Raw genomic sequence first — 22,717 nt, 5'->3', positions numbered from 1 at the left:
AAGTCTCTCTGTAGGAGCGGGCTTGTCCCGCGATCAAGGGCAAGGCCCTTGCCATCCAGCGCTGATGGCAGGGCAGGCCTGGTCGCACGACAAGCCGCAGCGGCCAACCGCCGCTCCTGCATGGGTTTCTGGTCGAGGAAGAGGTCGCCATGTCCCAGTCGCCATCCCTGAGTCAACTGCAAGAGCTCAACCCGTTTCTGCGTCGTCACCTGGGGCCTGATGCCTCGGAGCAGAAAGCCATGCTCGACGCCTTGGGCGTCGCCAGCCGCAGCGAACTGATCGAGCAGACCGTTCCCCCTGGCATCCGCCTGAACCGCCCCCTCGATTTGCCCGCAGCCCTCGATGAGCAGGCCGCCCTGTCCAAGCTCGCTGCACACGCCGCCCAGAACCAACTGTGGACCAGCCTGATCGGCATGGGCTATCACGGCACCCTCACGCCGACCGTGATCCTGCGCAACGTGCTGGAAAATCCAGGGTGGTACACCGCCTATACGCCGTATCAGCCAGAGATCGCCCAGGGGCGCCTGGAGGCCTTGCTGAACTTCCAGCAGATGGTCATCGACCTCACTGGCCTCGCCCTGGCCAATGCCTCGCTGCTCGATGAAGCCACCGCCGCGGCCGAAGCCATGGCCTTGGCCAAACGCGTGGCGAAGAGCAAAAGCAATGCGTTCTTCGCCGACCAGCACTGTCACCCGCAGACCCTGTCGGTGCTCAAGACCCGCGCCGAAGGCTTTGGCTTCGAGCTGATCGTCGACGCTGTGGATAACTTGGCCAAGCATCAGGTGTTTGGTGCGCTCTTGCAGTACCCCGATACCCATGGCGAAGTGCGCGACCTGCGCCCGCTGATCGAGCAATTGCATAAGCAGCAGGCGCTGGCCTGCGTTGCCGCCGACATCCTCAGCCTGGTCGTGCTCGCGCCGCCCGGCGAACTGGGCGCAGACGTGGTGCTCGGTTCGACCCAGCGCTTTGGCGTACCGATGGGCTACGGCGGCCCGCATGCCGCCTATTTTGCCTGCCGCGACGAGTTCAAGCGGGCCATGCCCGGGCGCATCATCGGCGTCTCCCGCGATGCTCGGGGCAACACCGCGCTGCGTATGGCCCTGCAAACCCGTGAACAGCATATTCGCCGCGAGAAGGCCAATTCCAACATCTGCACAGCACAAGTGCTGCTGGCCAATATCGCCGGCTTCTACGCGGTCTATCACGGCCCCGAAGGTTTGCTGCGCATCGCCCAACGCGTGCACCGGCTGACCTTCATTCTTGCCGCAGGCCTGGAAGCCAAAGGCATCAAAAGGCTCAATCAGCACTTCTTCGACACCCTCACGCTCGAGGTCGGTGGCACCCAGGCAGCGGTCATCGAGAGCGCTGAAGCGGCGCGAATCAACCTGCGTATTCTCGGCCGAGGGCACTTGGGCGTGAGCCTGGATGAAACCTGCGACGAGGCGACAGTGCTGCGCCTGTTCGACGTGTTCCTCGGTGTTGACCATGGCCTGGATATCGCCACGCTGGATCAGCAAGCCCACCCCGAGGGCATCCCAGGCGCCCTGGTGCGGCGCACGCCGTTCCTCGCCCACCCGGTATTCAACCTGCATCACAGCGAAACCGAGATGCTGCGCTACCTCAAGCAGCTGGAGAACAAAGACCTGGCGCTCAACCAGTCGATGATCCCGCTTGGCTCCTGCACCATGAAGCTCAACGCCACCAGCGAAATGATCCCGATCACCTGGCCAGAATTTGCCAACCTGCACCCGTTCGCCCCCGCGGCCCAGGCCGTGGGCTACAAGGCGATGATCGACGAGCTGGAAAGCTGGTTGTGCGCCATTACCGGCTTCGATGCGATCTGCATGCAGCCCAACTCAGGCGCCCAGGGCGAATATGCCGGGCTGATGGCGATCACCCGCTATCACCGCAGCCGCAAGCAGCCGCTGCGTACGCTCTGCCTGATCCCGTCTTCGGCGCATGGCACCAATCCGGCTTCGGCGCAGATGGCTGGCATGGAGGTGGTGATCGTTGACTGTGATGAACAGGGCAACATCGACCTTGCCGATCTCAAGGCCAAGGCACAGGCAGCCGGCGAACGGCTTTCCTGCCTGATGGTCACCTACCCCTCGACCCATGGTGTGTATGAGGAGGGCATTCGCGAGATCTGCGAGGTCATCCACCAACAGGGCGGCCAGGTGTACATGGACGGCGCCAATCTCAACGCCCAGGTCGGGCTGGCGCGGCCAGCGGATATCGGCGCCGATGTGTCGCACATGAACCTGCACAAGACCTTCTGCATACCCCACGGCGGTGGTGGCCCAGGCATGGGCCCGATAGGCGTGCGCGCTCATCTTACACCGTTCGTCGCCAGCCACCCGGTAGTCCCGGTGCCTGGCCTGGACCCTAACAACAGCGCAGTCAGTGCCGCGCCCTGGGGCAGTGCGAGCATCTTGCCGATCAGCTGGATGTACATCGCCATGATGGGGCCACAACTGGCCGATGCCAGCGAGGTGGCGATCCTGTCCGCCAACTACCTGGCCAGCCAGCTCAGTGGCGCCTTCCCGGTGCTCTACCGTGGGCGCAATCAGCGCGTGGCGCACGAATGCATTCTCGATCTGCGGCCACTCAAGGCGCAGACCGGCATCAGCGAAGAGGATGTCGCCAAGCGCCTGATGGACTATGGCTTTCATGCGCCGACCATGTCGTTCCCGGTGCCAGGGACGTTGATGGTCGAACCGACCGAAAGTGAGTCGAAGGCTGAGCTGGATCGCTTTATCGAGGCGATGCTGGCGATTCGTGCGGAGATTGCCCAAGTACAGGAAGGAAACTGGCCGGCCGAGGACAACCCGCTCAAGCATGCCCCGCATACCTTGGCCGATGTGTTGGGTGGTTGGAATCGGCCATATAGCCTGGAGCAGGGCATTGCGCCGAGCGCACATGTGTGCCAGCACAAGTATTGGCCGGCGGTGAACCGGGTCGACAACGTGTATGGGGACAGGAACCTGTTCTGTGCCTGTGTACCGGTTGAGGCCTACCGCTGAAGGGGCGCCGGTAGCGGGCTCTTGGCGGCGGTCGGGTGCCCCCGCTGAACTGCTCCCACAGCAACAGCGCCGACCCTCAGTGCTGTGTGGTCCCTGTAGCTGGTTTGTGGGAGCAGCGAACTGTTGTGCTGGGCTGCAAGGCAGCAGCCCCACGATTGTGGCTACTCCTCGCTGTCACAGGCAATCAACTGCTTGACCAATCCCTGCGCCAACGGCGACAAGCCATACCCGACCCGGCTCACCACCCCATAGCGGGTGTAGCACTCTTGTTCCTGCTCCGGCGTCAGGTCCGCCAACTGCAGCGCCAGCAACCCTCGCTCACCCTGATACGGCCGCAAGTTGGCACTACAGGCGATGCCGATGGTGTCCGAGTGCAGCACCACATTGAGCAGCGCATAGCCATGCTCGCATTCCACGCTAGGCAGAAAATCCTGGCGACCACTGAGGTCGCTGAGGATCTTGCGGATATTCGGCGGGCGGAAGGTGGTCGCCAGGGGGTAATCGAACAGGTCTCGCGCACGTACCTCGGCTTGCTCGGTCAACGGATGCCCGGCGCGGCAGCAGAAGTGCCAGCGCTGCGGCGTCAGCTTGTGCACGCGGTAATCCGGATCAGCCTCGAACTGGCGGGTGTCGGCCACGAAGAACTCAATCTCCTCGGCAATCAACTTGCGGTTCAACGCCTGCCAGTTATCCACCTGGAAACAGGTGCGCGCCGCCGGAAACTCACTGACGAAACGCGCCACCGCGCGGGGCACCAAGCCGCCCGCCGGCGCAGGCCCTGAGCCGAAGCGCACCACCCCAGTGGTCGCGCCGTTGAACTGGTTGATCTCGTTGACCAGGTTGTGTGCGCCATGCACCAACCGCCGTGAGTGCTCCAGCACCAGCAAGCCTTGCCGAGTCGGCGCCAGCTCCTTGCTGGCGCGGTCGACCAGGCGGCAGCCAACGTTGTGCTCCAGGGTCTGAATGCTGCGGCTGAAGGCCGATTGCGAAAGGTTCACCGCCGCCGCCGCGGCGACAAAGCTGCGGTGTTCGACAAGGGCGATGTAGTGGCGCAGCTGACGAAGATCTATATGCATTTTCTACATGAAAACTTTCGGTGAAATGCAATTGATGGGAAGGGTTGTGACCCTTATAAAGGGTGTTACTTATTCCACAAAATATGAATTGCACATATTTATAGATCTTAAAAGAATATAAGTCTGCCTGACCGCGATTCGGTTCCGACAACGGAAATGCTCGCCACGGCCCATGCCTCAAGGAGCATTGCATGTCCCGAATCTATCGTTGGCCCGCGCGCGCATCACTATTCGCCCTGCAACCTTTAGCCGCTGGCGTGCTGCTGGCCGCCGCTGGCAACAGCTTTGCTGACGAGCCGGTCAGCGCCACCCCGGCGGTGGAGCAAGCCGCCAAGCTCGGCACCGTTACCGTCAATGCGCGTCGCCGCGAGGAAACCGCGCAGAGCGTGCCCACGCCGATTAGCGTGCTGGGCAGCGAAACCCTGGAAACCCAGCGCATCTACCGGGTACAGGACCTCCAACAGCTAGTACCGAGCACCAACGTGGCCTACGTTCACGCCCGCCAGTCGAGCATCTCGATCCGTGGCCTGGGCAACAACCCGGCCAGCGACGGCCTGGAAGGCAGCGTCGGCATCTATCTGGACAACGTCTATCTTGGTCGCCCGGGCATGGCCGTGTTCGACCTGCTCGACGTCGAGCAGCTGGAAGTGCTGCGCGGCCCGCAGGGCACGCTGTTCGGTAAGAACACCACCGCCGGGGTGCTCAACATCACCACCCGCAAACCGACCTTCCATCGCGAAGGCAGCGTGCAGTCGTCGCTGGGCGAGGATGGCTACTGGCAGACCCAGGGCAGTTTCTCCGGGCCGATCAGCGACACCTTGGCCGGGCGCATCAGCGCCTACCACACCGAAGACGACGGCTATGTGAAGAACGTCCACGACGGCCACGACCTCAATGGTGGCAAGCGTCAGGGCTTTCGTACCCAGCTGCTGTTCCAGCCAAGCGAAACCTTCAACCTGCGCTGGATCGGCGAGTACAACGAGGAGAATTCCGACAACGGCATTCTCAGCCTGTACAGCACCGGCCCGACCATCAATGGCGTCAACCGCTACGAAAGCCTGGCCGCCCAGGCTGGCGCCACGCTGGTGTCGGGCAAGGATCGCAAGGTCAACTTCGATGCCGAGCAGCAGGTCACGGTGTTCCAGGGGGGAACGTCGGTAGAGGCCAATTGGACCCTACCCAACGATTTCACCCTGACTTCGATCAGCGCCTACCGCTGGTGGGACTTCACCCCGCGCAACGACGATGGGCTGGATGTGCCGGTGTTCTACAGCGCCGGGGTCTCGGTGCGCGACAAGCAGTATTCGCAGGAGATTCGCCTGGCCTCGCCCACCGGCGGCTTGTTCGACTATGTCCTGGGTGCCTACTATTTCAAGCAGGACCTGGATAACAAGTCGTTCACCTATTACGGCCCGCAGGCCGATATCTGGAACCAGACGCCCGCTGGCGCCCTGGCCAACGTCAACACCATCGGCAATGGCCACATCGATACCGACAGCTACGCGCTGTTCGCCCAAGGCACCTGGCACCTCACCGAGCGCCTGGATTTCACTGCCGGAGTGCGCGGTACGTATGAAGAGAAGAGCGCCTGGGTCACCCGCGATGCCCCGTCTGGCGGCGCGGCGGTATCTGGAGCGGCGGCGGCGGCGCGCAATGGTCGCGTCGGCGCCTACGATTCGGGTGACCTCAACCAGTACAGCTTCAGCCCCTCGGGCCTGCTTAGCCTGAGCTACCGCTTTACCGACGACCTGCTGGGCTACGCCAGCCTCACCCACGGCGAGAAGTCGGGCGGGGTCAACCTGACCGTCGGCGCCGCGCCACGGCTTGGAACCGATTCGTTGCTGGTCGGCACCGAGCGGGTCAACAACGCTGAGCTGGGCCTCAAGAGCACGTTGCTCGACAACCGCCTGCAGCTCAACGCCAACCTGTTCTGGGCCCAGGTGCATGGCTACCAGGCCAACGTCTACGACCAGGTCAACCGCGTGCAGTACCTGGCCAACGCCGGCAGCGTGCGCTCGCGCGGCCTTGAGTTCGAGGCCACTGCGCTGCCGATCAGCGGCCTGACGGTGAACTTCAACGGCTCGTGGAACGATGTGCGTTACACCGACTACAAAGACGCCCCATGCCCACCTGAAGTGAGCCTGGCCAGCGCCACCGCCACCTGCGACCTGTCCGGGCACCAGGTGGTCGGCGCCTCCAAGTACATCGCCAACCTCAACGGCCAGTACAAGTGGCAATTGACCGAGCGCATCGAACCCTACGTTACCGCCAGCTACGCCTTCCGCTCCAAGGCGGTGGGCACCATCGACGACTCCGACTACGGCCAGATCCCCAGCTACGCGATCGTCAACCTCTCCACCGGCGTGCGCCTGGACCAGGGTGGTGGCGTGCTCGACCTGTCGCTGTGGGTCAAGAACGCCGGCGACAAGACCTACTTCACTAGCCTGTGGAACTCCGCCAACGGCGGTTATGCCGGCGTGCTTGGCACCCCGCGCACCGTGGGCGCCACCGCCCGTTACGACTTCTGAGCACAAGGAGCTTTGCCATGAATGCCAAGACCGACACCCCCGCCTTGCCCGAAGGCGCTTGCCTCACCGCCAAGGTGCCCGACCATGACGAGGCGCTGCTCGGCGATGTAGTGGTCAACCCCTATCGCCTGGCGCCACTGACCGCGATCATCCGCGATGGTGGTCGGGCCATCAGCGCTGCCCATGTACGCGTGCGCGGGCGGGGCGAGCGCGGGGTGGATATCGTCTACGACGTATCCGACCGCTCGCTGTGGACCTATGGCGGCATCCCGGTGTTTGGCTTGTACCCGGATCACGTCAACCAGGTCGAAGTCAGCTACAAGCTCGATGGCGAGCGAGTTCGCGAACAGTACGAAATCTATGCCCCGGCCGTGCGCTTGCCAGTGGTGGCAAAACAGACAGCGGCGCTGCCGCAGGTGGTGCCGGTCAAGGTCGCGCCGGGCTTCGAGAAACGCCTGTACCTGTTCAACCACCTGCTCGGCGATATTCCGGGTGGCCGCGCGCTTAAGTGGAACGCCCTGGGCGGCGCTGCCGAATGGGACCAGGTCGGCAACAACTGGATCGCCGACAGCAATGGCGACGTGCGCTGGTACCTGGACATCGAGCAGATCCACGACTCCAACCGCCGCGACGGCCTGGGCGGGACCATGGGCTTCCAGCAGACCCGCGACGGCAAGCTGATCTGGGGCCAAGGCCAGACCTATTCCAAGTACGACCTGCTCGGCCGCCAGGTGTGGCAGCGCACGTTGCCGGACAAATTCGCCGACTTCTCCCACGAGATCCGCGAAACGGTCAACGGCACCTACCTGCTGCGCGTCGGCACCAGCGATTACCGCCGCCCGGATGGCAAGCGGGTGCGTTCGATCCGCGACCATATCATCGAGGTCAACGAGGCGGGTGACGTGCTGGACTTCTGGGACCTCAATCAGATCCTCGATCCGTACCGTGGCGAGTTGCTCGAGACGCTCGGCAAGGCGGCGATCCAGTTGCCGGACGGCGTGGCCAAGCAGGACAGCACCCTGGCCAACGAACTTGCCGAAGGTGACTTGCCGTTCGGCGATACCCCGGGCGTGGGCACCGGACGCAACTGGGCGCACGTCAATGCCATCGATTACGACGCAGAAGACGACAGCATCATCGTTTCAGCCCGTCATCAAGGCGTGGTGAAAATTGGCCGAGACAAACAGGTGAAGTGGATCCTCGCCTCGCCTCAGGGTTGGCCCGAGCGGCTCAAGGACAAGGTACTGACGCCTGTGGCCAGCGAAGGCTTCGACTGGTCGTGGACCCAGCACACCGCCTGGCTTACCGGCAAAGGCACGCTGACCGTGTTCGACAACGGCTGGGGACGCAACTTCGAGCCGACCAAACTCAGCGGCAATTACAGCCGCGCCGTTGAATACCGCATCGATGAGGCCAAGGGCACGGTCGAGCAGGTCTGGGAGTATGGCAAGGAGCGTGGCGATGAGTGGTACAGCCCGGTGACCTCGGTGGTGGCTTATCGGCCGGAGACCGATACCCAGTTCATCTATTCCGCTTCGGTGGGCTTCCTGACCAAGGAGAAGCTGACCAGCACTACCCTCAATGAAGTGCGCCGGGGCAGCCAGGACGTGTTGGTGGAGCTCAAGGTGCTCAGCCGGCAGCCGGGCAGTGTCGGTTATCGCGCCCTGGTGATCGATCTGGATAAAGCGTTCTGATGCGTGCCGGGAGGGCCGTCCGGCTCTCCCAACCTCTGCCTCTGTTCTGTGTTCTATCTTGTTCCTGCCCATCGCGGGGCAAGCCCGCTCCCACGCCGTGGCGCGATTGGACTTTGCAGCCCAGCTAACCTGTGGAATTCAGACGAGGTGTTCAACCACTCGTTCTTTTTTTCGAACAGCCTATTGTCCAAGACCCAACAGACCCTTAGGATTCGTTTGAGATTTCAAACGCTCGACGCCCGCAGGTTGAACACTTGGCTCAACCCGGTGCCTGAATTCCTGACGGCAGCTCCCTTGATGGGGGCGCTTATTCAACAATCAATAATTCGCCCCGTGCGCGCACGGTGCTCAAGGGAAGCCGACATGCAGCTCAAAGACGCTCAGTTGTTCCGCCAGCAAGCCTTCATCAACGGTGAATGGCTGGATGCGGACAACGGCCAGACCATCAAGGTGACCAACCCGGCCACCGGTGAAGTCATCGGCACCGTGCCGAAGATGGGCGCCGCCGAAACTCGCCGCGCCATCGAAGCCGCCGACAAGGCCCTGCCGGCCTGGCGTGCACTGACCGCCAAAGAGCGTTCGAACAAGCTGCGTCGCTGGTTCGAGCTGATGATCGAGAACCAGGACGACCTGGCTCGCCTGATGACCAGCGAGCAAGGCAAGCCTCTGGCCGAAGCCAAGGGCGAAATCGCCTATGCCGCATCGTTCATCGAGTGGTTCGCCGAAGAAGCCAAGCGCGTGTACGGCGACACCATCCCAGGCCACCAGCCCGACAAGCGCCTGATCGTCATCAAGCAGCCAATCGGTGTTACCGCCGCGATCACCCCGTGGAACTTCCCGGCCGCGATGATCACCCGCAAAGCCGGCCCGGCCCTGGCCGCTGGCTGCACCATGGTGCTCAAGCCTGCGTCGCAAACCCCGTACTCCGCTCTGGCCCTGGTCGAGCTGGCTACCCGCGCCGGCATCCCGGCTGGCGTGCTCAGCGTCGTCACCGGCAGCGCGGGTGAAGTCGGCGGCGAGCTGACCGGCAACTCCCTGGTACGCAAGCTGTCCTTCACCGGCTCGACCGAAATCGGTCGCCAGCTGATGGAAGAATGCGCCAAGGACATCAAGAAGGTTTCCTTGGAGCTGGGTGGCAACGCCCCGTTCATCGTGTTCGACGACGCCGATCTGGACAAGGCTGTCGAAGGCGCGATCATCTCCAAGTACCGCAACAACGGCCAGACCTGCGTCTGCGCCAACCGTATCTACGTGCAGGACGGCGTGTACGACGCGTTCGCCGAGAAGCTCAAGGCTGCTGTTGGCAAGCTGAAGATCGGTAACGGCCTGGAAGATGGCACCACCACCGGCCCGCTGATCGACGGCAAAGCCGTTGCCAAGGTTCAGGAACACATCGAAGACGCCGTTTCCAAAGGCGCCAAGGTGCTGTCCGGTGGCAAGCTGATCGAAGGCAACTTCTTCGAGCCGACCATTCTGGTCGACGTTCCGAAGAGCGCCGCAGTCGCCAAAGAAGAGACCTTCGGCCCGCTGGCGCCGCTGTTCCGCTTCAAGGACGAGGCTGAAGTCATCGCCATGTCCAACGACACCGAGTTCGGCCTGGCCTCGTACTTCTATGCCCGCGACATGAGCCGTGTGTTCCGTGTTGCCGAAGCGCTGGAATACGGCATGGTCGGTATCAACACCGGTCTGATTTCCAACGAAGTTGCGCCATTCGGTGGCATCAAGGCCTCGGGCCTGGGCCGCGAAGGTTCCAAGTACGGTATCGAGGACTACCTCGAGATCAAGTACCTGTGCATCAGCGTCTGAGCAACTGATTAAGTAGCAAGGTTTTTACCTCTGCCAGCGGGGCGCGAGAGCGACGTCTCGCTGGTCTTTTTTACATCGCAGCATCTGGTGGCCCGGGCGTTCACGCCAGTCGATCAACGAATACTGATCGTGCACAGACCCAGCCACCCCCGAATAAAAGCGCCGTCAGAGTCGGCGCGAATGAGGGCATTATGAGCAAGACCAACGAATCCTTGATGCAACGCCGTGTCGCCGCCGTCCCACGTGGCGTTGGCCAGATTCACCCGATCTTCGTCGATACCGCGAAGAATGCGACGGTGATCGACGTTGAAGGCCGCGAACTGATCGACTTCGCTGGCGGCATCGCCGTACTCAACACTGGCCACCTGCACCCGAAAGTGGTTGCAGCGGTGCAAGAGCAGCTGACCAAAGTCAGCCACACTTGCTTCCAGGTTCTGGCGTACGAGCCCTATGTTGAGCTGTGCGAGAAGATCAACAAGCTGGTCCCAGGCGACTTCGACAAGAAGACCCTGCTGGTTACCACCGGCTCCGAAGCTGTGGAAAACGCCGTCAAGATCGCCCGTGCCGCTACCGGCCGCGCTGGCGTGATCGCCTTCACCGGCGGTTACCACGGCCGTACCATGATGACCCTGGGTCTGACCGGTAAAGTCGTTCCTTACTCGGCTGGCATGGGCCTGATGCCAGGCGGCATCTTCCGCGCGCTGTTCCCGAACGAGCTGCACGGCGTAAGCATCGACGACTCGATCGCTTCGATCGAGCGCATCTTCAAGAACGACGCTGAGCCACGCGACATCGCCGCGATCATCATCGAGCCAGTTCAGGGCGAAGGTGGTTTCATTCCGGTAACCAAGCCGTTCATGCAGCGCCTGCGCGCCCTGTGCGACCAGCACGGCATCCTGCTGATCGCCGACGAAGTACAGACCGGCGCAGGCCGTACTGGCACCTTCTTCGCCATGGAACAGATGGGCGTCGCGCCTGACCTGACCACCTTCGCCAAATCCATCGCTGGTGGCTTCCCGCTGGCCGGTGTATGCGGCAAGGCCGAGTACATGGACGCCATCGCGCCAGGCGGCCTGGGCGGCACCTACGCCGGCTCGCCGATCGCTTGCGCCGCGGCCCTGGCCGTGATCGAAGTGTTCGAAGAAGAGAAACTGCTCGATCGCAGCAAGGCTGTTGGCGAGCGTCTGGTCGCTGGCCTCAAGCAAATCCAGGCCAAGCACCCAATCATCGGTGACGTTCGCGCCCTGGGCTCGATGATCGCTGTTGAAGTGTTTGAAGGCAAAGACTCGCACGCGCCGAACGCCGCTGCCGTCAACCAAGTGGTTGCCAAGGCACGTGACAAGGGTCTGATCCTGCTGTCCTGCGGCACCTACGGCAACGTCCTGCGCATCCTGGTGCCGCTGACTGCCGAAGACGCGCTGCTGGACAAAGGCCTGGCGATCATCGAAGAGTGCTTCGCTGAGCTGGCGTGAAATCTGTGACACGCGTCAGAAAAAAACCCGCCTAGGCGGGTTTTTTTTATGCCTATTGTCTGCCTGGGGCGCTATGGTTAGCCGATGGACTTGCCTTGGAAGCTGCAACGGATTGCGCGTCAGGATTACTCAGGAGTTGACCAATGAGCGCTGCAGACCCCACCCCGCCTTGCGTATTGATTGCCGAAGGCGATCCCTGGGTGCGCGACATGCTGCGCGAAACCCTGCTCAGCGTCCGCTGTGACGCCCGCCTACAGATCTGCGCCGACGGCTCACAAGCGCTCAGCGCACTGTCGAGCAAGCCTGACCTGATCATCGCCACGCGTGAACTCAGCGACTTCGATGGCTTGGACTTATTACGCAAGGTGCGCGCAAAAGGCGACAACCCGGGCATGCCGTTCATTCTCCTGAGCAACCGCAGCGACAGCGCCAGCGTGCGCGAAGCGTTGCCGTTTCACCCCACCGAATACCTGAGCAAGCCGCTCAACCTGGACAAGCTGCGCAAACGCCTGGAAGTTCTGCTGATTGCCGGTGGTGAAGAGATCGCCTGCCCGGTGCCGCCCTTGCACCCCGGCGCCAAGCTGCCTGCGTTTCTTGAGCAACGTCGCGCTAGCGCCGACGGCGGCCCGCTGCTGGCCGACGTCGAAGTCGCGATCAAGCGTGCGCTCAACCCCCAGGGGCTCGACCTCAAGGTGCTGGAGGCAGAGGTGCGCAACGATCCACAGATCACCGGCGTGCTGATCGCCGCCGCCAACAGCGCCGCGATGCACCGCGAGGCGCCGGTGCAGACCCTGCTGCAGGCGCTGAACAAGCTGGGCAGCACGCAGAGCATGAACCTTATCCTTGGCCTGACCCTCAAGCGCAGTGCGCGACTGAGTGATCCTTTGCTGGCCAAGCATGCGACGCATTACTGGAACCTGTCGCTGCACACCGCCGAGTACGGCCGCACCCTGGCACGCCAGTTGGAAGTGGACGAAGCGCGCTGCTATTGCGCAGGGCTGCTGCATTGCCTGGGTGACCTGGCAGTGCTGCGCTGCCTGCAAGAATGGCGTTTGGCCGGTGGAGAGCTGGATGAGGATCAGGTGCAACTGGCCCTCAACGAGTTTGGTGCTCCCTTTGGCTCGGCCCTGCGTACCCGCTGGCGTTTGCCGCTGACACTGCGCGAACTGATCGCTGCGGTGTATGCCTTGGGCGGCGGGGTGTATTCGCGCGAGATCCTGGCGATGAACCTGGCTGGACAGTTGGCGCGGCTGCCGGCGGAGCAGGGGTTGGAGAAGGTGGCCAGCAACAAGACGGCGCGGCTCTTGAAGCTGGGGCTGGCGGATTTGAATCGGCTGCGCAAGGTCGAGCATGAGCCGGCCAAGCCGCAGCCGTCGCAGGTCGATGAAAGTGCCGCCCCTGAAGCCGACTCGCCTTGAGCGTAGCGGCCCGCCCTTGGATCCTGCGTAGATACCAGATCGCCGTGAACAAGCCAGAGCGGACGGCAAATACCCCTAACTGATCCCCATCAGTGTCCTTTTCGGAACCCTGATCTACGCTAACAGTCGCATCCCTCGAACCATTTGCGCGCAAGCAAGGAGCCTGCATGACGTTGAGGCGTCTACTGTCGGTCGTTTGCCTGGGGTTGCTGTTCATGCTGTCGGGGTGCGAGAAGGAAGTCTCCAGTCCGGAACTGCCCAGGGTAGGTGTACTGCAAGTCCAACCCACTGATTTCGCCGCCAAAGTCACCCTGACCGGTGACGTACAAGCGCGTGTGCAGACCGACCTGTCATTCCGCGTGGGTGGCAAGATCATCTCGCGCAGCGTCGATGTGGGCGATCACGTCAAGGCCAACCAGGTGCTCGCTCGGCTCGATCCGAAAGACCTGCAGAACAACGTCGAATCGGCCAAGGCCGAGGTATTCGCCGAACAGGCGCGGGTCACCCAGACCAGCGCGGCGTTCGTTCGCCAGCAGAAACTGCTACCCAAGGGCTACACCAGCCAGAGTGAATACGACTCCGCCCAAGCCGCCCTGCGCAGCAGCCAGAGCGCGCTCAAGGCGGCCCAGGCGCAGCTGGCCAATGCCCAGGAACAACTGAGCTACACCGCGCTGGTTTCTGAAGCCGATGGCGTGATCACGGCGCGGCAGGCCGAGGTCGGCCAGGTGGTGCAGGCGACCATGCCGATTTTCAGCCTGGCGGTGGATGGCGACCGCGATGCGGTATTCAACGTCTATGAGTCGCTGTTGATTGCCCCGCCAAGCGATGAGGGGGTGATCGTCAGCCTGTTGGATGATCCCAAGATTCAGGCCGAGGGCCGGGTGCGTGAGATCACGCCAACGGTGTCTGCCGAAAGCGGCACGGTGCAGGTCAAGGTGGCCCTGCGCAATGTGCCGGCTGGGATGCAACTGGGATCGCCCGTCACCGCCACCGGGCGCAGCCAGGGCCGGCCGAGTATCGAGTTGCCCTGGTCGGCACTGACCAAGGGGCTCAAGGAGCCCGCCGTTTGGGTGGTGGGCGAGGGCGACAAGGTCGAGCTGCGCAAAGTCCAGGTGGGCCGTTACCTCACCGGCAAGATCGTCGTCGCCGACGGGGTCAAGGGCGGTGAGACCGTGGTCGTCAGTGGCGGCCAGTTATTGCACCCAGGCATGCAGGTAGAGAAGGTCAGTGCCAAGGACGGAGGGGCCGCGCCATGAAGCGCTTACTGCTGATCCTGTCTGCCGGCCTGTTGCTCAGCGCTTGTGGCAGCGATGAAGAAAAACCCGAGCCGATCCGCCCGGTGCTGTCGATGTTGGTAGAGCCGCAGGTGCAATCGCAGCTGGGGCGCTTTGCTGGCAGCATCCAGGCGCGCTTCGAGAGCACCCTGGGCTTTCGTGTTTCCGGACGCATTGCTCGGCGCTGGCTGGACGTGGGCGCGCGGGTCAACCCTGGCGATACCCTGGCGACCCTCGACCCGACCGATCAGCAAAACCAGTTGCGCGCCGCCGAGGGCGATCTGGCCAGGGTCGAGGCGCAGTGGATCAACGCCCAGGCCAACGCCCGCCGCCAGCAGCAGTTGTACGATCGCGGTGTCGGCGCCCAGGCTCAGCTGGACATTGCCCAGACCGACCTGAAAACCACCGGCGCGTCGTTGGAACAAGCGCGCTCGGCGGTAAGCCAAGCCCGCGATCAACTCGATTACAGCACGCTGCGCAGCGACCATGCCGCCGTGGTCACCGCCTGGAAAGCCGAGGCCGGGCAAACCGTCAGCGCAGGTCAAGAAGTGGTCACCCTGGCCCGGCCTGACGTCAAGGAGGCAGTCATCGACCTGCCCATCCAACTCGCCGAGCAGTTGAACAAAGACCTCACCTTCACCGTTGCCTCGCAGCTCGATCCGAGCATCCACACCACTGCCACCCTTCGCGAGCTGGAGCCGCAGGCCGACGCCACCACCCGCACGCGCCGTGCCCGCCTGACCCTGGCTGACACCCCCGCTGCATTCCATCTGGGCACGGCGATCAGTGTCACCCTGACCACGGCGGTGACCCCGCGTAGCGAGCTGCCGCGCACTGCGCTGCTCGAGCGCGATGGCAAGACGCAGGTGTGGGTGGTCGACCCACAACAAAAGACCGTCAGCACCCGTGACGTCACCCTGATCGCACGCACCGCCAACAGCATCATCCTCGCTTCCGGGGTGCAGCCTGGCGAGCGCGTGGTCACGGCCGGGGTCAATACCCTCAAGCCCGGCCAGCAGGTCACCTTCGATGAGGAAGAACGATGAAAGGAAGCTTCAACCTCTCGGAATGGGCGCTCAAGCACCAATCCTTCGTCTGGTACCTGATGTTCGTTGGCCTGCTGATGGGGATTTTTTCCTACTTCAATCTCGGCCGTGAGGAAGACCCGTCGTTCACCATCAAGACCATGGTGATCCAGACCCGCTGGCCCGGCGCGACCCAGGACGAGACGCTCTACCAGGTCACCGACCGCATCGAGAAGAAGCTGGAGGAGCTCGATTCGCTCGATTATGTGAAAAGCTATACCCGACCAGGCGAGTCGACGGTCTATGTCTACCTGCGCGACACCACCAAGGCGGCGGACATCCCGCAGATCTGGTACCAGGTGCGCAAGAAGATCGATGATATTCGCGGGCAGTTTCCCCAAGGCATCCAGGGGCCGGGTTTCAACGATGAATTCGGCGATGTGTTCGGTTCGATCTACGCCTTTACCGCCGACGGCCTGACCCTGCGACAGCTACGCGACTATGTCGAGCAGGCGCGCGCCGAAGTGCGCGAAGTGCCCAATATCGGCAAGATCGAACTGGTCGGCACCCAGGACGAAGTGCTTTACCTGAATTTCTCGACCCGCAAGCTGGCCTCGCTGGGCATTGACCAGCGTCAGGTCATGCAGGCCCTGCAATCGCAGAACGCGGTGACCCCGGCTGGGGTGATCGAGGCGGGGCCCGAGCGTATTTCGGTGCGCACCACCGGCCAGTTCGCCTCGGAAAAAGACCTGGAAACCGTCAACCTGCGGATCAACGATCGCTTCTTCCGCCTGGCGGATATCGCCAATATCGAGCGCGGCTACACCGATCCGCCTGCGCCGATGTTCCGCTACAACGGCCAGACCGCCATCGGCCTGGCCATCGGCATGAAGGCCGGCGGCAACATCCAGGTGTTTGGCGAGGCGCTCAAGGAGAAGATGGACCGCATCGTCACTCAATTGCCGGTTGGGGTCGGTGTGCATACGGTGTCCGACCAGTCGGTGGTGGTCGAGGAAGCGGTCGGTGGCTTCACCAGCGCCCTGTTCGAAGCGGTAGTGATCGTGCTGGCAGTCAGTTTCGTCAGCCTTGGCGTGCGCGCCGGGCTGGTGGTGGCCTGCTCGATCCCGCTGGTGCTGGCCATGGTCTTCGTGTTCATGGAGTACAGCGGCATTACCATGCAGCGCATCTCGTTGGGCGCGCTGATCATCGCCCTGGGCCTGCTGGTGGACGATGCGATGATCACCGTGGAGGTGATGGTCACACGCTTGGAGATGGGTGAGAGCAAGGAGCAGGCGGCAACCTTCGCCTACACCTCGACGGCTTTCCCAATGCTCACCGGCACCCTGGTGACGGTGGCGGGCTTCGTGCCCATCGGCCTCAACGCCAGCTCTGCGGGCGAATACACCTACACCCTGTTTGCGGTGATCGCGGTGGCGCTGATCGTCTCCTGGGTAGTGGCGGTGTTCTTCGCCCCAGTGCTGGGCGTGCATATTCTCAAGAGCGACAAGCTCAAGGCGCATGACGCCGAGCCGGGTCGGGTTGGGCGGGCATTCGAGGGTGGGTTGCTGTGGTGCATGCGTCACCGTTGGCTGACCATCATCGGCACGGTGCTGCTGTTCGCCCTGGCGATCTTCAGCATGCGCTTCGTGCAGAACCAGTTCTTTCCGGCATCGGACCGACCGGAAATTCTGGTTGACCTGAACTTGCCGCAAAACGCCTCGATCGAAGAGACGCGCAAGGTGGTCGATCGCCTGGAAGCGAAGATCAAGGACGACCCGGACCTGGTGCGCTGGAGCACCTACATCGGCCAGGGTGCGATCCGCTTCTACCTGCCGCTCGATCAGCAACTGCAGAACCCGTACTACGCCCAGCTGGTGATCGTCAGCAAAGGACTGGAAGAGCGCCAGGGCCTGATCGAACGTCTGCAGAAGATCCTGCGTGAAGACTTCGTTGGGATCGGCACCAACGTCCAGTCGCTGGAAATGGGCCCACCGGTAGGGCGGCCGATCCAGTATCGGGTCAGTGGCAAGGACATCGACCAGGTGCGCAAGCACGCGATCGAACTGGCCACCTTGCTCGATGCCAACCCGCATATTGGCGAGATGATCTACGACTGGAACGAGCCGGGTAAGGTGCTGCGGGTCGAGATCGCCCAGGACAAGGCGCGTCAATTGGGCCTGTCGTCCGAGGACGTGGCCAACGTGATGAACAGCATCGTCAGCGGGGTGCCGGTCACCCAGGTCAACGACAACATCTACCTGGTCGATGTGATAGCCCGCGCCGAGGACAGCGAGCGCGGCTCGCCGGATACCTTGCAGAACCTGCAGATCCTCACCCCCAACGGCACTTCCATCCCGTTGCTATCGTTCGCCACCGTGCGCTATGAGCTGGAGCAGCCGTTGGTATGGCGGCGTGATCGCAAGCCGACCATCACCATCAAGGCGTCGGTCAGCGGCGAGATCCAGCCCACCGACCTGGTGGCCCAGCTCAAGCCGAAGATCGACGAGTTCGCCAGCCAGCTGCCGCCCGGTTATGAGGTGGCCACCGGCGGTACGGTAGAGGAGAGCGGCAAGGCGCAAGGGCCGATCGCCAAGGTCATTCCGTTGATGCTGTTCTTGATGGCGACTTTCCTGATGATCCAGCTGCACAGCGTGCAGAAGCTGTTCCTGGTGGTCAGTGTGGCGCCGCTGGGCTTGATCGGCGTGGTGCTGGCGCTGGTGCCGACAGGGACGCCCATGGGCTTCGTGGCGATTCTGGGGATCTTGGCGCTGGCTGGGATCATCATTCGTAACTCGGTGATCCTGGTGACCCAGATCGATGAGTTCGAGGCTCAGGGTTACTCGCCATGGGATGCGGTGATGGAGGCGACCAACCACCGTAGGCGGCCGATTTTGCTCACGGCGGCAGCCGCCAGCCTGGGCATGATCCCGATTGCCCGGGAAGTGTTCTGGGGGCCTATGGCCTACGCCATGATCGGCGGCATCATCAGTGCAACGCTGCTGACGCTGTTATTCCTGCCGGCGCTGTATGTGGCCTGGTACAAGATCCGTGAGCCGCAGAGCACCCCTGAGAACCCCTAGGTCTCGTGGGAGCGGGCTGGCCCCGCGATAGCGACGGTAGTCTCACCCAAGCTATCGCGGGGCAAGCCCGCTCCCACGCAATCACCCATCTTCAGATTGGTTATATAAACATTCTTAAACAGTATTTTTAAGAATATCCGCGCCTCACTACTATGAGCCTCAAGCCAGGCGCAAATCCCCTTCAAACCTCTGCCCGGCACTTCACTCACAGGAGAACGAGCATGAGTGCATCTCTGCGTAGCATCGACGGTCAGGACGAAGCCACCATTCTGCGTGAGATTCAGAGCGCCTTGCGCGATCTGCGTTTCGGTGCGGTGGAGATTACCGTGCATAACGCTCAGGTCGTACAGATCGAGCGCAAGGAGAAGTTCCGCCTGCAACAGCCCGGCAACAAGTCCGGCTGATACCGCCTCACCTACTAATTAGAAAGATGCCAATCGGGAGCTTCACCATGTCCATCCGCCGTTATGCGCTTGCCGCCCTGGCCAGTGCCGTTTTTGCCGGTTCCGCAATCGCCAAGGACTACGAACTGCTGAACGTGTCCTACGACCCGACCCGTGAGCTGTACCAACAGTACAACGCCGAGTTCATCAAGCACTGGCAACAGGCTCACCCGGACGACAAGGTGAAGATCCAGCAATCCCACGGTGGCTCGGGCAAACAAGGCCGGGCAGTGATCGACGGCCTGCGCGCCGACGTTGTGACCCTGGCCCTGGCCGGCGACATCGACGAAATCGCCAAGCTCGGCAAGACCCTGCCAGAGAACTGGCAGAGCCGCCTGCCGGACGCCAGCACCCCTTACACCTCGACCATCGTGTTCCTGGTGCGCAAGGGCAACCCGAAAGGCATCAAGGATTGGGGTGACCTGATCAAGAAAGACGTCTCGGTGATCACCCCGAACCCGAAAACCTCCGGCGGTGCGCGTTGGAACTTCCTCGCCGCCTGGGCCTATGGCCTGAAAACCGGTGGTAGCGAAGACAAAGCCAAGGCCTACGTGCAAGAGCTGTTCAAGCACGTACCGGTGCTCGATACCGGCGCGCGTGGCTCGACCATCACCTTCGTCAACAACGGCCAGGGCGATGTCCTGCTGGCCTGGGAAAACGAAGCGTTCCTGGCGCTCAAGGAAGATGGCGGCAGCGACAAGTTCGAAATCGTCGTGCCTTCGCTGTCGATTCTCGCCGAGCCGCCAGTGGCGGTGGTCGACAAGAACGCGCAGAAAAAGGGTAACGAGAAGATCGCCGAGGAATACCTCAAGCACCTGTACAGCCCAGCTGGGCAGAAGATCGCCGCAGAAAACTTCTACCGTCCACGTGACGAGAAAGTCGCCGCCGAATTTGGCAAGCAATTCCCCAAACTCGATCTGGTAACCATCGACAAGGACTTCGGTGGTTGGAAGACTGCACAACCTAAGTTCTTCAACGATGGTGGCGTGTTCGACCAGATCTATCAGGCGCAGTAAGTCACCCTTACAGTGCCTCTCGGGAGCAACACCCTTCAGTAGCCTGTACTGGCCCGGGACTCGTCCCGGGCTTCGTGCGTTCAACCAGGGACCTTTATGTCACGTCGTATTTCCCCCGTCATACCCGGCTTCGGGCTGACGCTGGGCTACACCTTGGTGTACCTCAGCCTGATCGTGCTGATACCGCTGGCGGCCATGTTCATTCATGCCTCGCAGCTGACCTGGGAGCAGTTCTGGAACATCATCAGTGCGCCGCGGGTCATCGCCGCGCTCAAGCTGAGTTTCGGCACCGCCCTGTTCGCCGCCATCATCAATGGCGTGATCGGTACCCTGCTGGCCTGGGTGCTGGTGCGCTACACCTTTCCTGGGCGCAAGATCATCGATGCGATGATCGACCTCCCGTTCGCCTTGCCCACGGCCGTGGCCGGTATTGCGCTGACCGCGCTGTACGCACCGGCTGGCTGGGTCGGTCAGTTCGCCACCGACCTGGGCTTCAAGATCGCCTATACCCCGCTGGGTATCACCCTGGCCTTGACCTTCGTCACCCTGCCGTTCGTGGTGCGGACCGTGCAGCCGGTGTTGGCGGACATCCCGCGCGAGGTCGAAGAAGCCGCTGCCTGCCTGGGCGCGAAACCCTTGCAGGTGTTTCGCTACATCCTTGCGCCGGCACTGCTGCCGGCCTGGTTGACCGGCTTCGCCCTGGCCTTCGCCCGCGGTGTGGGTGAGTATGGTTCGGTGATCTTCATCGCCGGCAACATGCCGATGAAGACCGAGATCCTGCCGCTGCTGATCATGGTCAAGCTCGACCAATACGACTACACCGGCGCCACTGCCATCGGCGTGTTGATGCTGGTGGTTTCCTTCATCCTGCTGCTGCTGATCAACTTGTTGCAGCGGCGCATCGAAACCCCTTGAAGGAGGCCCGGCTCATGTCTAGTTCAACTATTGGCGCGGCGGCCGCCGCCAACGCCGCCCGCCGTGGCAGTGCCACTTCGCGGCGTGTGCTGATCGGCCTTGGCTGGTTGGTGTTTGCGTTGTTCCTGCTGTTGCCGCTGGTCATCGTCGTGTCGCAGGCACTGAAGAATGGCTTTGGCACGTTCTTCGAAGCGATCTTCGAGCCCGATGCCTTGTCGGCCCTCAAGCTCACCTTGTTGGCGGTGGTCATCTCGGTGCCGCTGAACCTGGTATTCGGCGTCAGCGCCGCATGGTGCGTGAGCAAGTACAACTTCCGCGGCAAGAGCATCCTGGTGACGCTGATCGACCTGCCGTTCTCGGTCTCGCCGGTGATCGCCGGCCTGGTCTACGTGCTGATGTTCGGCGCCCAGGGCCTGTTCGGGCCGTGGCTGCAGGATCACGATATCCAGATCGTCTTTGCCCTGCCGGGGATCGTCCTGGCGACCATCTTCGTCACCGTGCCGTTCGTGGCCCGTGAGCTGATCCCGCTGATGCAGGAGCAGGGCACCCAGGAAGAGGAGGCCGCGCGCCTGCTCGGCGCCAATGGCTGGCAGATGTTCTGGCACGTGACCTTGCCGAACATCAAATGGGGCCTGATCTATGGCGTGGTGCTGTGTACTGCGCGAGCGATGGGCGAGTTCGGTGCGGTGTCGGTGGTTTCCGGGCACATTCGCGGGGTGACCAACACCTTGCCGCTGCACGTCGAGATCCTCTACAACGAATACAACCACGTCGCAGCTTTCAGCGTGGCCAGCCTGCTGCTGATCCTGGCGCTCTTCATCCTGCTGCTCAAGCAGTGGAGCGAGAACCGTATTAACCGCCTGCGCCAAAGCGCAGCGGAGGAATAATTCATGTCGATCGAAGTTCGTAACGTCAGCAAGCGCTTCAACAGCTTCCAGGCTCTGGACAACATCAACCTGGATATCCACAGCGGTGAGCTGGTGGCGTTGCTCGGCCCCTCCGGCTGCGGCAAGACCACCCTGCTGCGGATCATCGCCGGCCTGGAGACGCCGGATGATGGCAGCATCGTGTTCCATGGCGAGGACGTTTCTGGGCATGACGTGCGTGATCGCAACGTCGGTTTCGTGTTCCAGCACTACGCCTTGTTCCGCCACATGAGCGTGTTCGACAACGTCGCGTTCGGCCTGCGCATGAAGCCCAAGGGCGAGCGGCCGAGCGAGAGCAAGATCGCCGAGAAAGTCCATGAGCTGCTGAACATGGTCCAGCTCGACTGGTTGGCCGACCGCTACCCCGAGCAACTGTCCGGCGGCCAGCGCCAGCGTATTGCCCTGGCTCGCGCCCTGGCGGTCGAGCCCAAGGTGCTGCTGCTCGACGAGCCGTTCGGCGCGCTGGATGCCAAGGTGCGTAAGGAGCTGCGTCGCTGGTTGGCGCGGCTGCACGAGGACATCAACCTGACCTCGGTGTTCGTGACCCACGACCAGGAAGAGGCGATGGAAGTGGCCGATCGCATCGTGGTGATGAACAAGGGCGTGATCGAGCAGATTGGCTCGCCGGGTGAGGTGTATGAGCAGCCGGCCAACGATTTTGTCTATCACTTCCTCGGTGATTCGAACCGTCTGGCGTTGAGCGAGGGTAACCACGTGCTGTTCCGTCCGCACGAGGTGTCGCTGTCGCGGCATGAGACCGAGGGCCATCATGCGGCTGAGGTGCGTGATATTCGGCCGTTGGGCGCGACCACTCGGGTGACCTTGAAAGTGGCTGGGCAGAGCGAGCTGATCGAGGCCGAGGTGGTCAAGGATCACGACAGCCTGACCGGACTGGCGCGCGGGGAGACGTTGTTCTTCCGGCCCAAGGTCTGGCAGAAGGTGGCGGATATTTGAGCATCTGAGTGAGTTGAAAAACCGGGCGAACGCCCGGTTTTTTTGGGCCACTACTTCGTGGGAGCGG

15 protein-coding genes are annotated in these 22,717 nt (G+C 62.5%); 14 read left to right on the top strand and 1 reads right to left on the bottom strand.

What is annotated here, in order from left to right; all coding sequences use genetic code 11:
• Positions 1-149 precede the first annotated feature (149 nt).
• The gene (gene gcvP / locus ACF8K2_RS05800; protein WP_392463860.1) at positions 150-3,023 is read left to right on the top strand and encodes an aminomethyl-transferring glycine dehydrogenase; all 2,874 of its coding nucleotides are present in this window, start codon (positions 150-152) and stop codon (positions 3,021-3,023) included.
• A gap of 161 nt (positions 3,024-3,184) precedes the next feature.
• Here the strand turns inward: gcvP and ACF8K2_RS05795 are convergent, their stop codons facing one another.
• A complete protein-coding gene (locus ACF8K2_RS05795) occupies positions 3,185-4,099 on the bottom strand; it encodes a LysR family transcriptional regulator (protein WP_392463859.1) in 915 nt (304 codons plus the stop codon).
• A 191-nt stretch (positions 4,100-4,290) separates the two neighbouring features.
• On the opposite strand from ACF8K2_RS05795, the gene ACF8K2_RS05790 reads away from it, so the two are divergent.
• The 13 genes from ACF8K2_RS05790 to ACF8K2_RS05730 all read left to right on the top strand — a co-directional run bounded on the left by ACF8K2_RS05790 (position 4,291) and on the right by ACF8K2_RS05730 (position 22,650).
• Complete coding sequence (locus tag ACF8K2_RS05790; RefSeq protein WP_392463858.1) at positions 4,291-6,627, top strand: TonB-dependent receptor; 2,337 nt, start codon at positions 4,291-4,293, stop codon at positions 6,625-6,627.
• Positions 6,628-6,644: 17 nt separating this feature from the next.
• Positions 6,645-8,321 (top strand): aryl-sulfate sulfotransferase, encoded by a 1,677-nt coding sequence (locus ACF8K2_RS05785; RefSeq protein WP_392463856.1) that lies wholly within the window; start codon positions 6,645-6,647, stop codon positions 8,319-8,321.
• A 363-nt stretch (positions 8,322-8,684) separates the two neighbouring features.
• Positions 8,685-10,127, top strand: coding sequence for an NADP-dependent succinate-semialdehyde dehydrogenase (gene gabD, locus ACF8K2_RS05780; RefSeq protein WP_392463855.1), 1,443 nt, complete (start codon positions 8,685-8,687; stop codon positions 10,125-10,127).
• Between the two features lie 191 nt (positions 10,128-10,318).
• Positions 10,319-11,599 carry a 4-aminobutyrate--2-oxoglutarate transaminase gene (gene gabT, locus ACF8K2_RS05775; protein WP_186552904.1) on the top strand — a complete coding sequence of 427 codons (1,281 nt, stop codon included), beginning with the start codon at positions 10,319-10,321 and terminating at the stop codon, positions 11,597-11,599.
• Positions 11,600-11,742: 143 nt separating this feature from the next.
• The gene (locus ACF8K2_RS05770) at positions 11,743-13,017 is read left to right on the top strand and encodes an HDOD domain-containing protein (protein ID WP_392463854.1); all 1,275 of its coding nucleotides are present in this window, start codon (positions 11,743-11,745) and stop codon (positions 13,015-13,017) included.
• A gap of 167 nt (positions 13,018-13,184) precedes the next feature.
• Entirely contained in the window at positions 13,185-14,273 is a 1,089-nt protein-coding gene (locus ACF8K2_RS05765; RefSeq protein ID WP_392463853.1) for an efflux RND transporter periplasmic adaptor subunit, read from the top strand.
• A complete protein-coding gene (locus tag ACF8K2_RS05760) occupies positions 14,270-15,337 on the top strand; it encodes an efflux RND transporter periplasmic adaptor subunit (protein ID WP_186555866.1) in 1,068 nt (355 codons plus the stop codon). The genes ACF8K2_RS05765 and ACF8K2_RS05760 overlap by 4 nt, the downstream gene beginning before the upstream one ends.
• Complete coding sequence (locus ACF8K2_RS05755) at positions 15,334-18,396, top strand: efflux RND transporter permease subunit (protein WP_186555867.1); 3,063 nt, start codon at positions 15,334-15,336, stop codon at positions 18,394-18,396. The genes ACF8K2_RS05760 and ACF8K2_RS05755 overlap by 4 nt, the downstream gene beginning before the upstream one ends.
• Positions 18,397-18,617: 221 nt before the next feature.
• A complete protein-coding gene (gene oscA, locus ACF8K2_RS05750) occupies positions 18,618-18,800 on the top strand; it encodes a sulfur starvation response protein OscA (RefSeq protein ID WP_016489716.1) in 183 nt (60 codons plus the stop codon).
• 47 nt (positions 18,801-18,847) lie between these two features.
• On the top strand, positions 18,848-19,855 hold the full coding sequence (locus ACF8K2_RS05745) for a sulfate ABC transporter substrate-binding protein (protein ID WP_186555868.1): 1,008 nt from the start codon (positions 18,848-18,850) through the stop codon (positions 19,853-19,855).
• A gap of 96 nt (positions 19,856-19,951) precedes the next feature.
• The gene (gene cysT, locus ACF8K2_RS05740) at positions 19,952-20,770 is read left to right on the top strand and encodes a sulfate ABC transporter permease subunit CysT (RefSeq protein ID WP_186555869.1); all 819 of its coding nucleotides are present in this window, start codon (positions 19,952-19,954) and stop codon (positions 20,768-20,770) included.
• A 14-nt stretch (positions 20,771-20,784) separates the two neighbouring features.
• A complete protein-coding gene (gene cysW / locus ACF8K2_RS05735) occupies positions 20,785-21,657 on the top strand; it encodes a sulfate ABC transporter permease subunit CysW (RefSeq protein WP_186555870.1) in 873 nt (290 codons plus the stop codon).
• A gap of 3 nt (positions 21,658-21,660) precedes the next feature.
• Complete coding sequence (locus ACF8K2_RS05730; protein ID WP_186555871.1) at positions 21,661-22,650, top strand: sulfate/molybdate ABC transporter ATP-binding protein; 990 nt, start codon at positions 21,661-21,663, stop codon at positions 22,648-22,650.
• Positions 22,651-22,717: the final 67 nt, after the last annotated feature.

The sequence above is a fragment of the Pseudomonas sp. xss_2 genome (genome assembly GCF_043104195.1).
Lineage (GTDB): Bacteria > Pseudomonadota > Gammaproteobacteria > Pseudomonadales > Pseudomonadaceae > Aquipseudomonas > Aquipseudomonas urmiensis.
The sequence above is the reverse complement of the archived record's forward strand: the minus strand, read 5'-3'. Positions and strand labels throughout refer to the sequence as shown.

Coding starts and splice junctions, on each gene's coding strand:
- gcvP (WP_392463860.1), top strand. CDS start 150: ATGTCCCAGTCGCCATCCCTGAGTCAACTGCAAGAGCTCAACCCGTTT.
- ACF8K2_RS05795 (WP_392463859.1), bottom strand. CDS start 4,099: ATGCATATAGATCTTCGTCAGCTGCGCCACTACATCGCCCTTGTCGAA.
- ACF8K2_RS05790 (WP_392463858.1), top strand. CDS start 4,291: ATGTCCCGAATCTATCGTTGGCCCGCGCGCGCATCACTATTCGCCCTG.
- ACF8K2_RS05785 (WP_392463856.1), top strand. CDS start 6,645: ATGAATGCCAAGACCGACACCCCCGCCTTGCCCGAAGGCGCTTGCCTC.
- gabD (WP_392463855.1), top strand. CDS start 8,685: ATGCAGCTCAAAGACGCTCAGTTGTTCCGCCAGCAAGCCTTCATCAAC.
- gabT (WP_186552904.1), top strand. CDS start 10,319: ATGAGCAAGACCAACGAATCCTTGATGCAACGCCGTGTCGCCGCCGTC.
- ACF8K2_RS05770 (WP_392463854.1), top strand. CDS start 11,743: ATGAGCGCTGCAGACCCCACCCCGCCTTGCGTATTGATTGCCGAAGGC.
- ACF8K2_RS05765 (WP_392463853.1), top strand. CDS start 13,185: ATGACGTTGAGGCGTCTACTGTCGGTCGTTTGCCTGGGGTTGCTGTTC.
- ACF8K2_RS05760 (WP_186555866.1), top strand. CDS start 14,270: ATGAAGCGCTTACTGCTGATCCTGTCTGCCGGCCTGTTGCTCAGCGCT.
- ACF8K2_RS05755 (WP_186555867.1), top strand. CDS start 15,334: ATGAAAGGAAGCTTCAACCTCTCGGAATGGGCGCTCAAGCACCAATCC.
- oscA (WP_016489716.1), top strand. CDS start 18,618: ATGAGTGCATCTCTGCGTAGCATCGACGGTCAGGACGAAGCCACCATT.
- ACF8K2_RS05745 (WP_186555868.1), top strand. CDS start 18,848: ATGTCCATCCGCCGTTATGCGCTTGCCGCCCTGGCCAGTGCCGTTTTT.
- cysT (WP_186555869.1), top strand. CDS start 19,952: ATGTCACGTCGTATTTCCCCCGTCATACCCGGCTTCGGGCTGACGCTG.
- cysW (WP_186555870.1), top strand. CDS start 20,785: ATGTCTAGTTCAACTATTGGCGCGGCGGCCGCCGCCAACGCCGCCCGC.
- ACF8K2_RS05730 (WP_186555871.1), top strand. CDS start 21,661: ATGTCGATCGAAGTTCGTAACGTCAGCAAGCGCTTCAACAGCTTCCAG.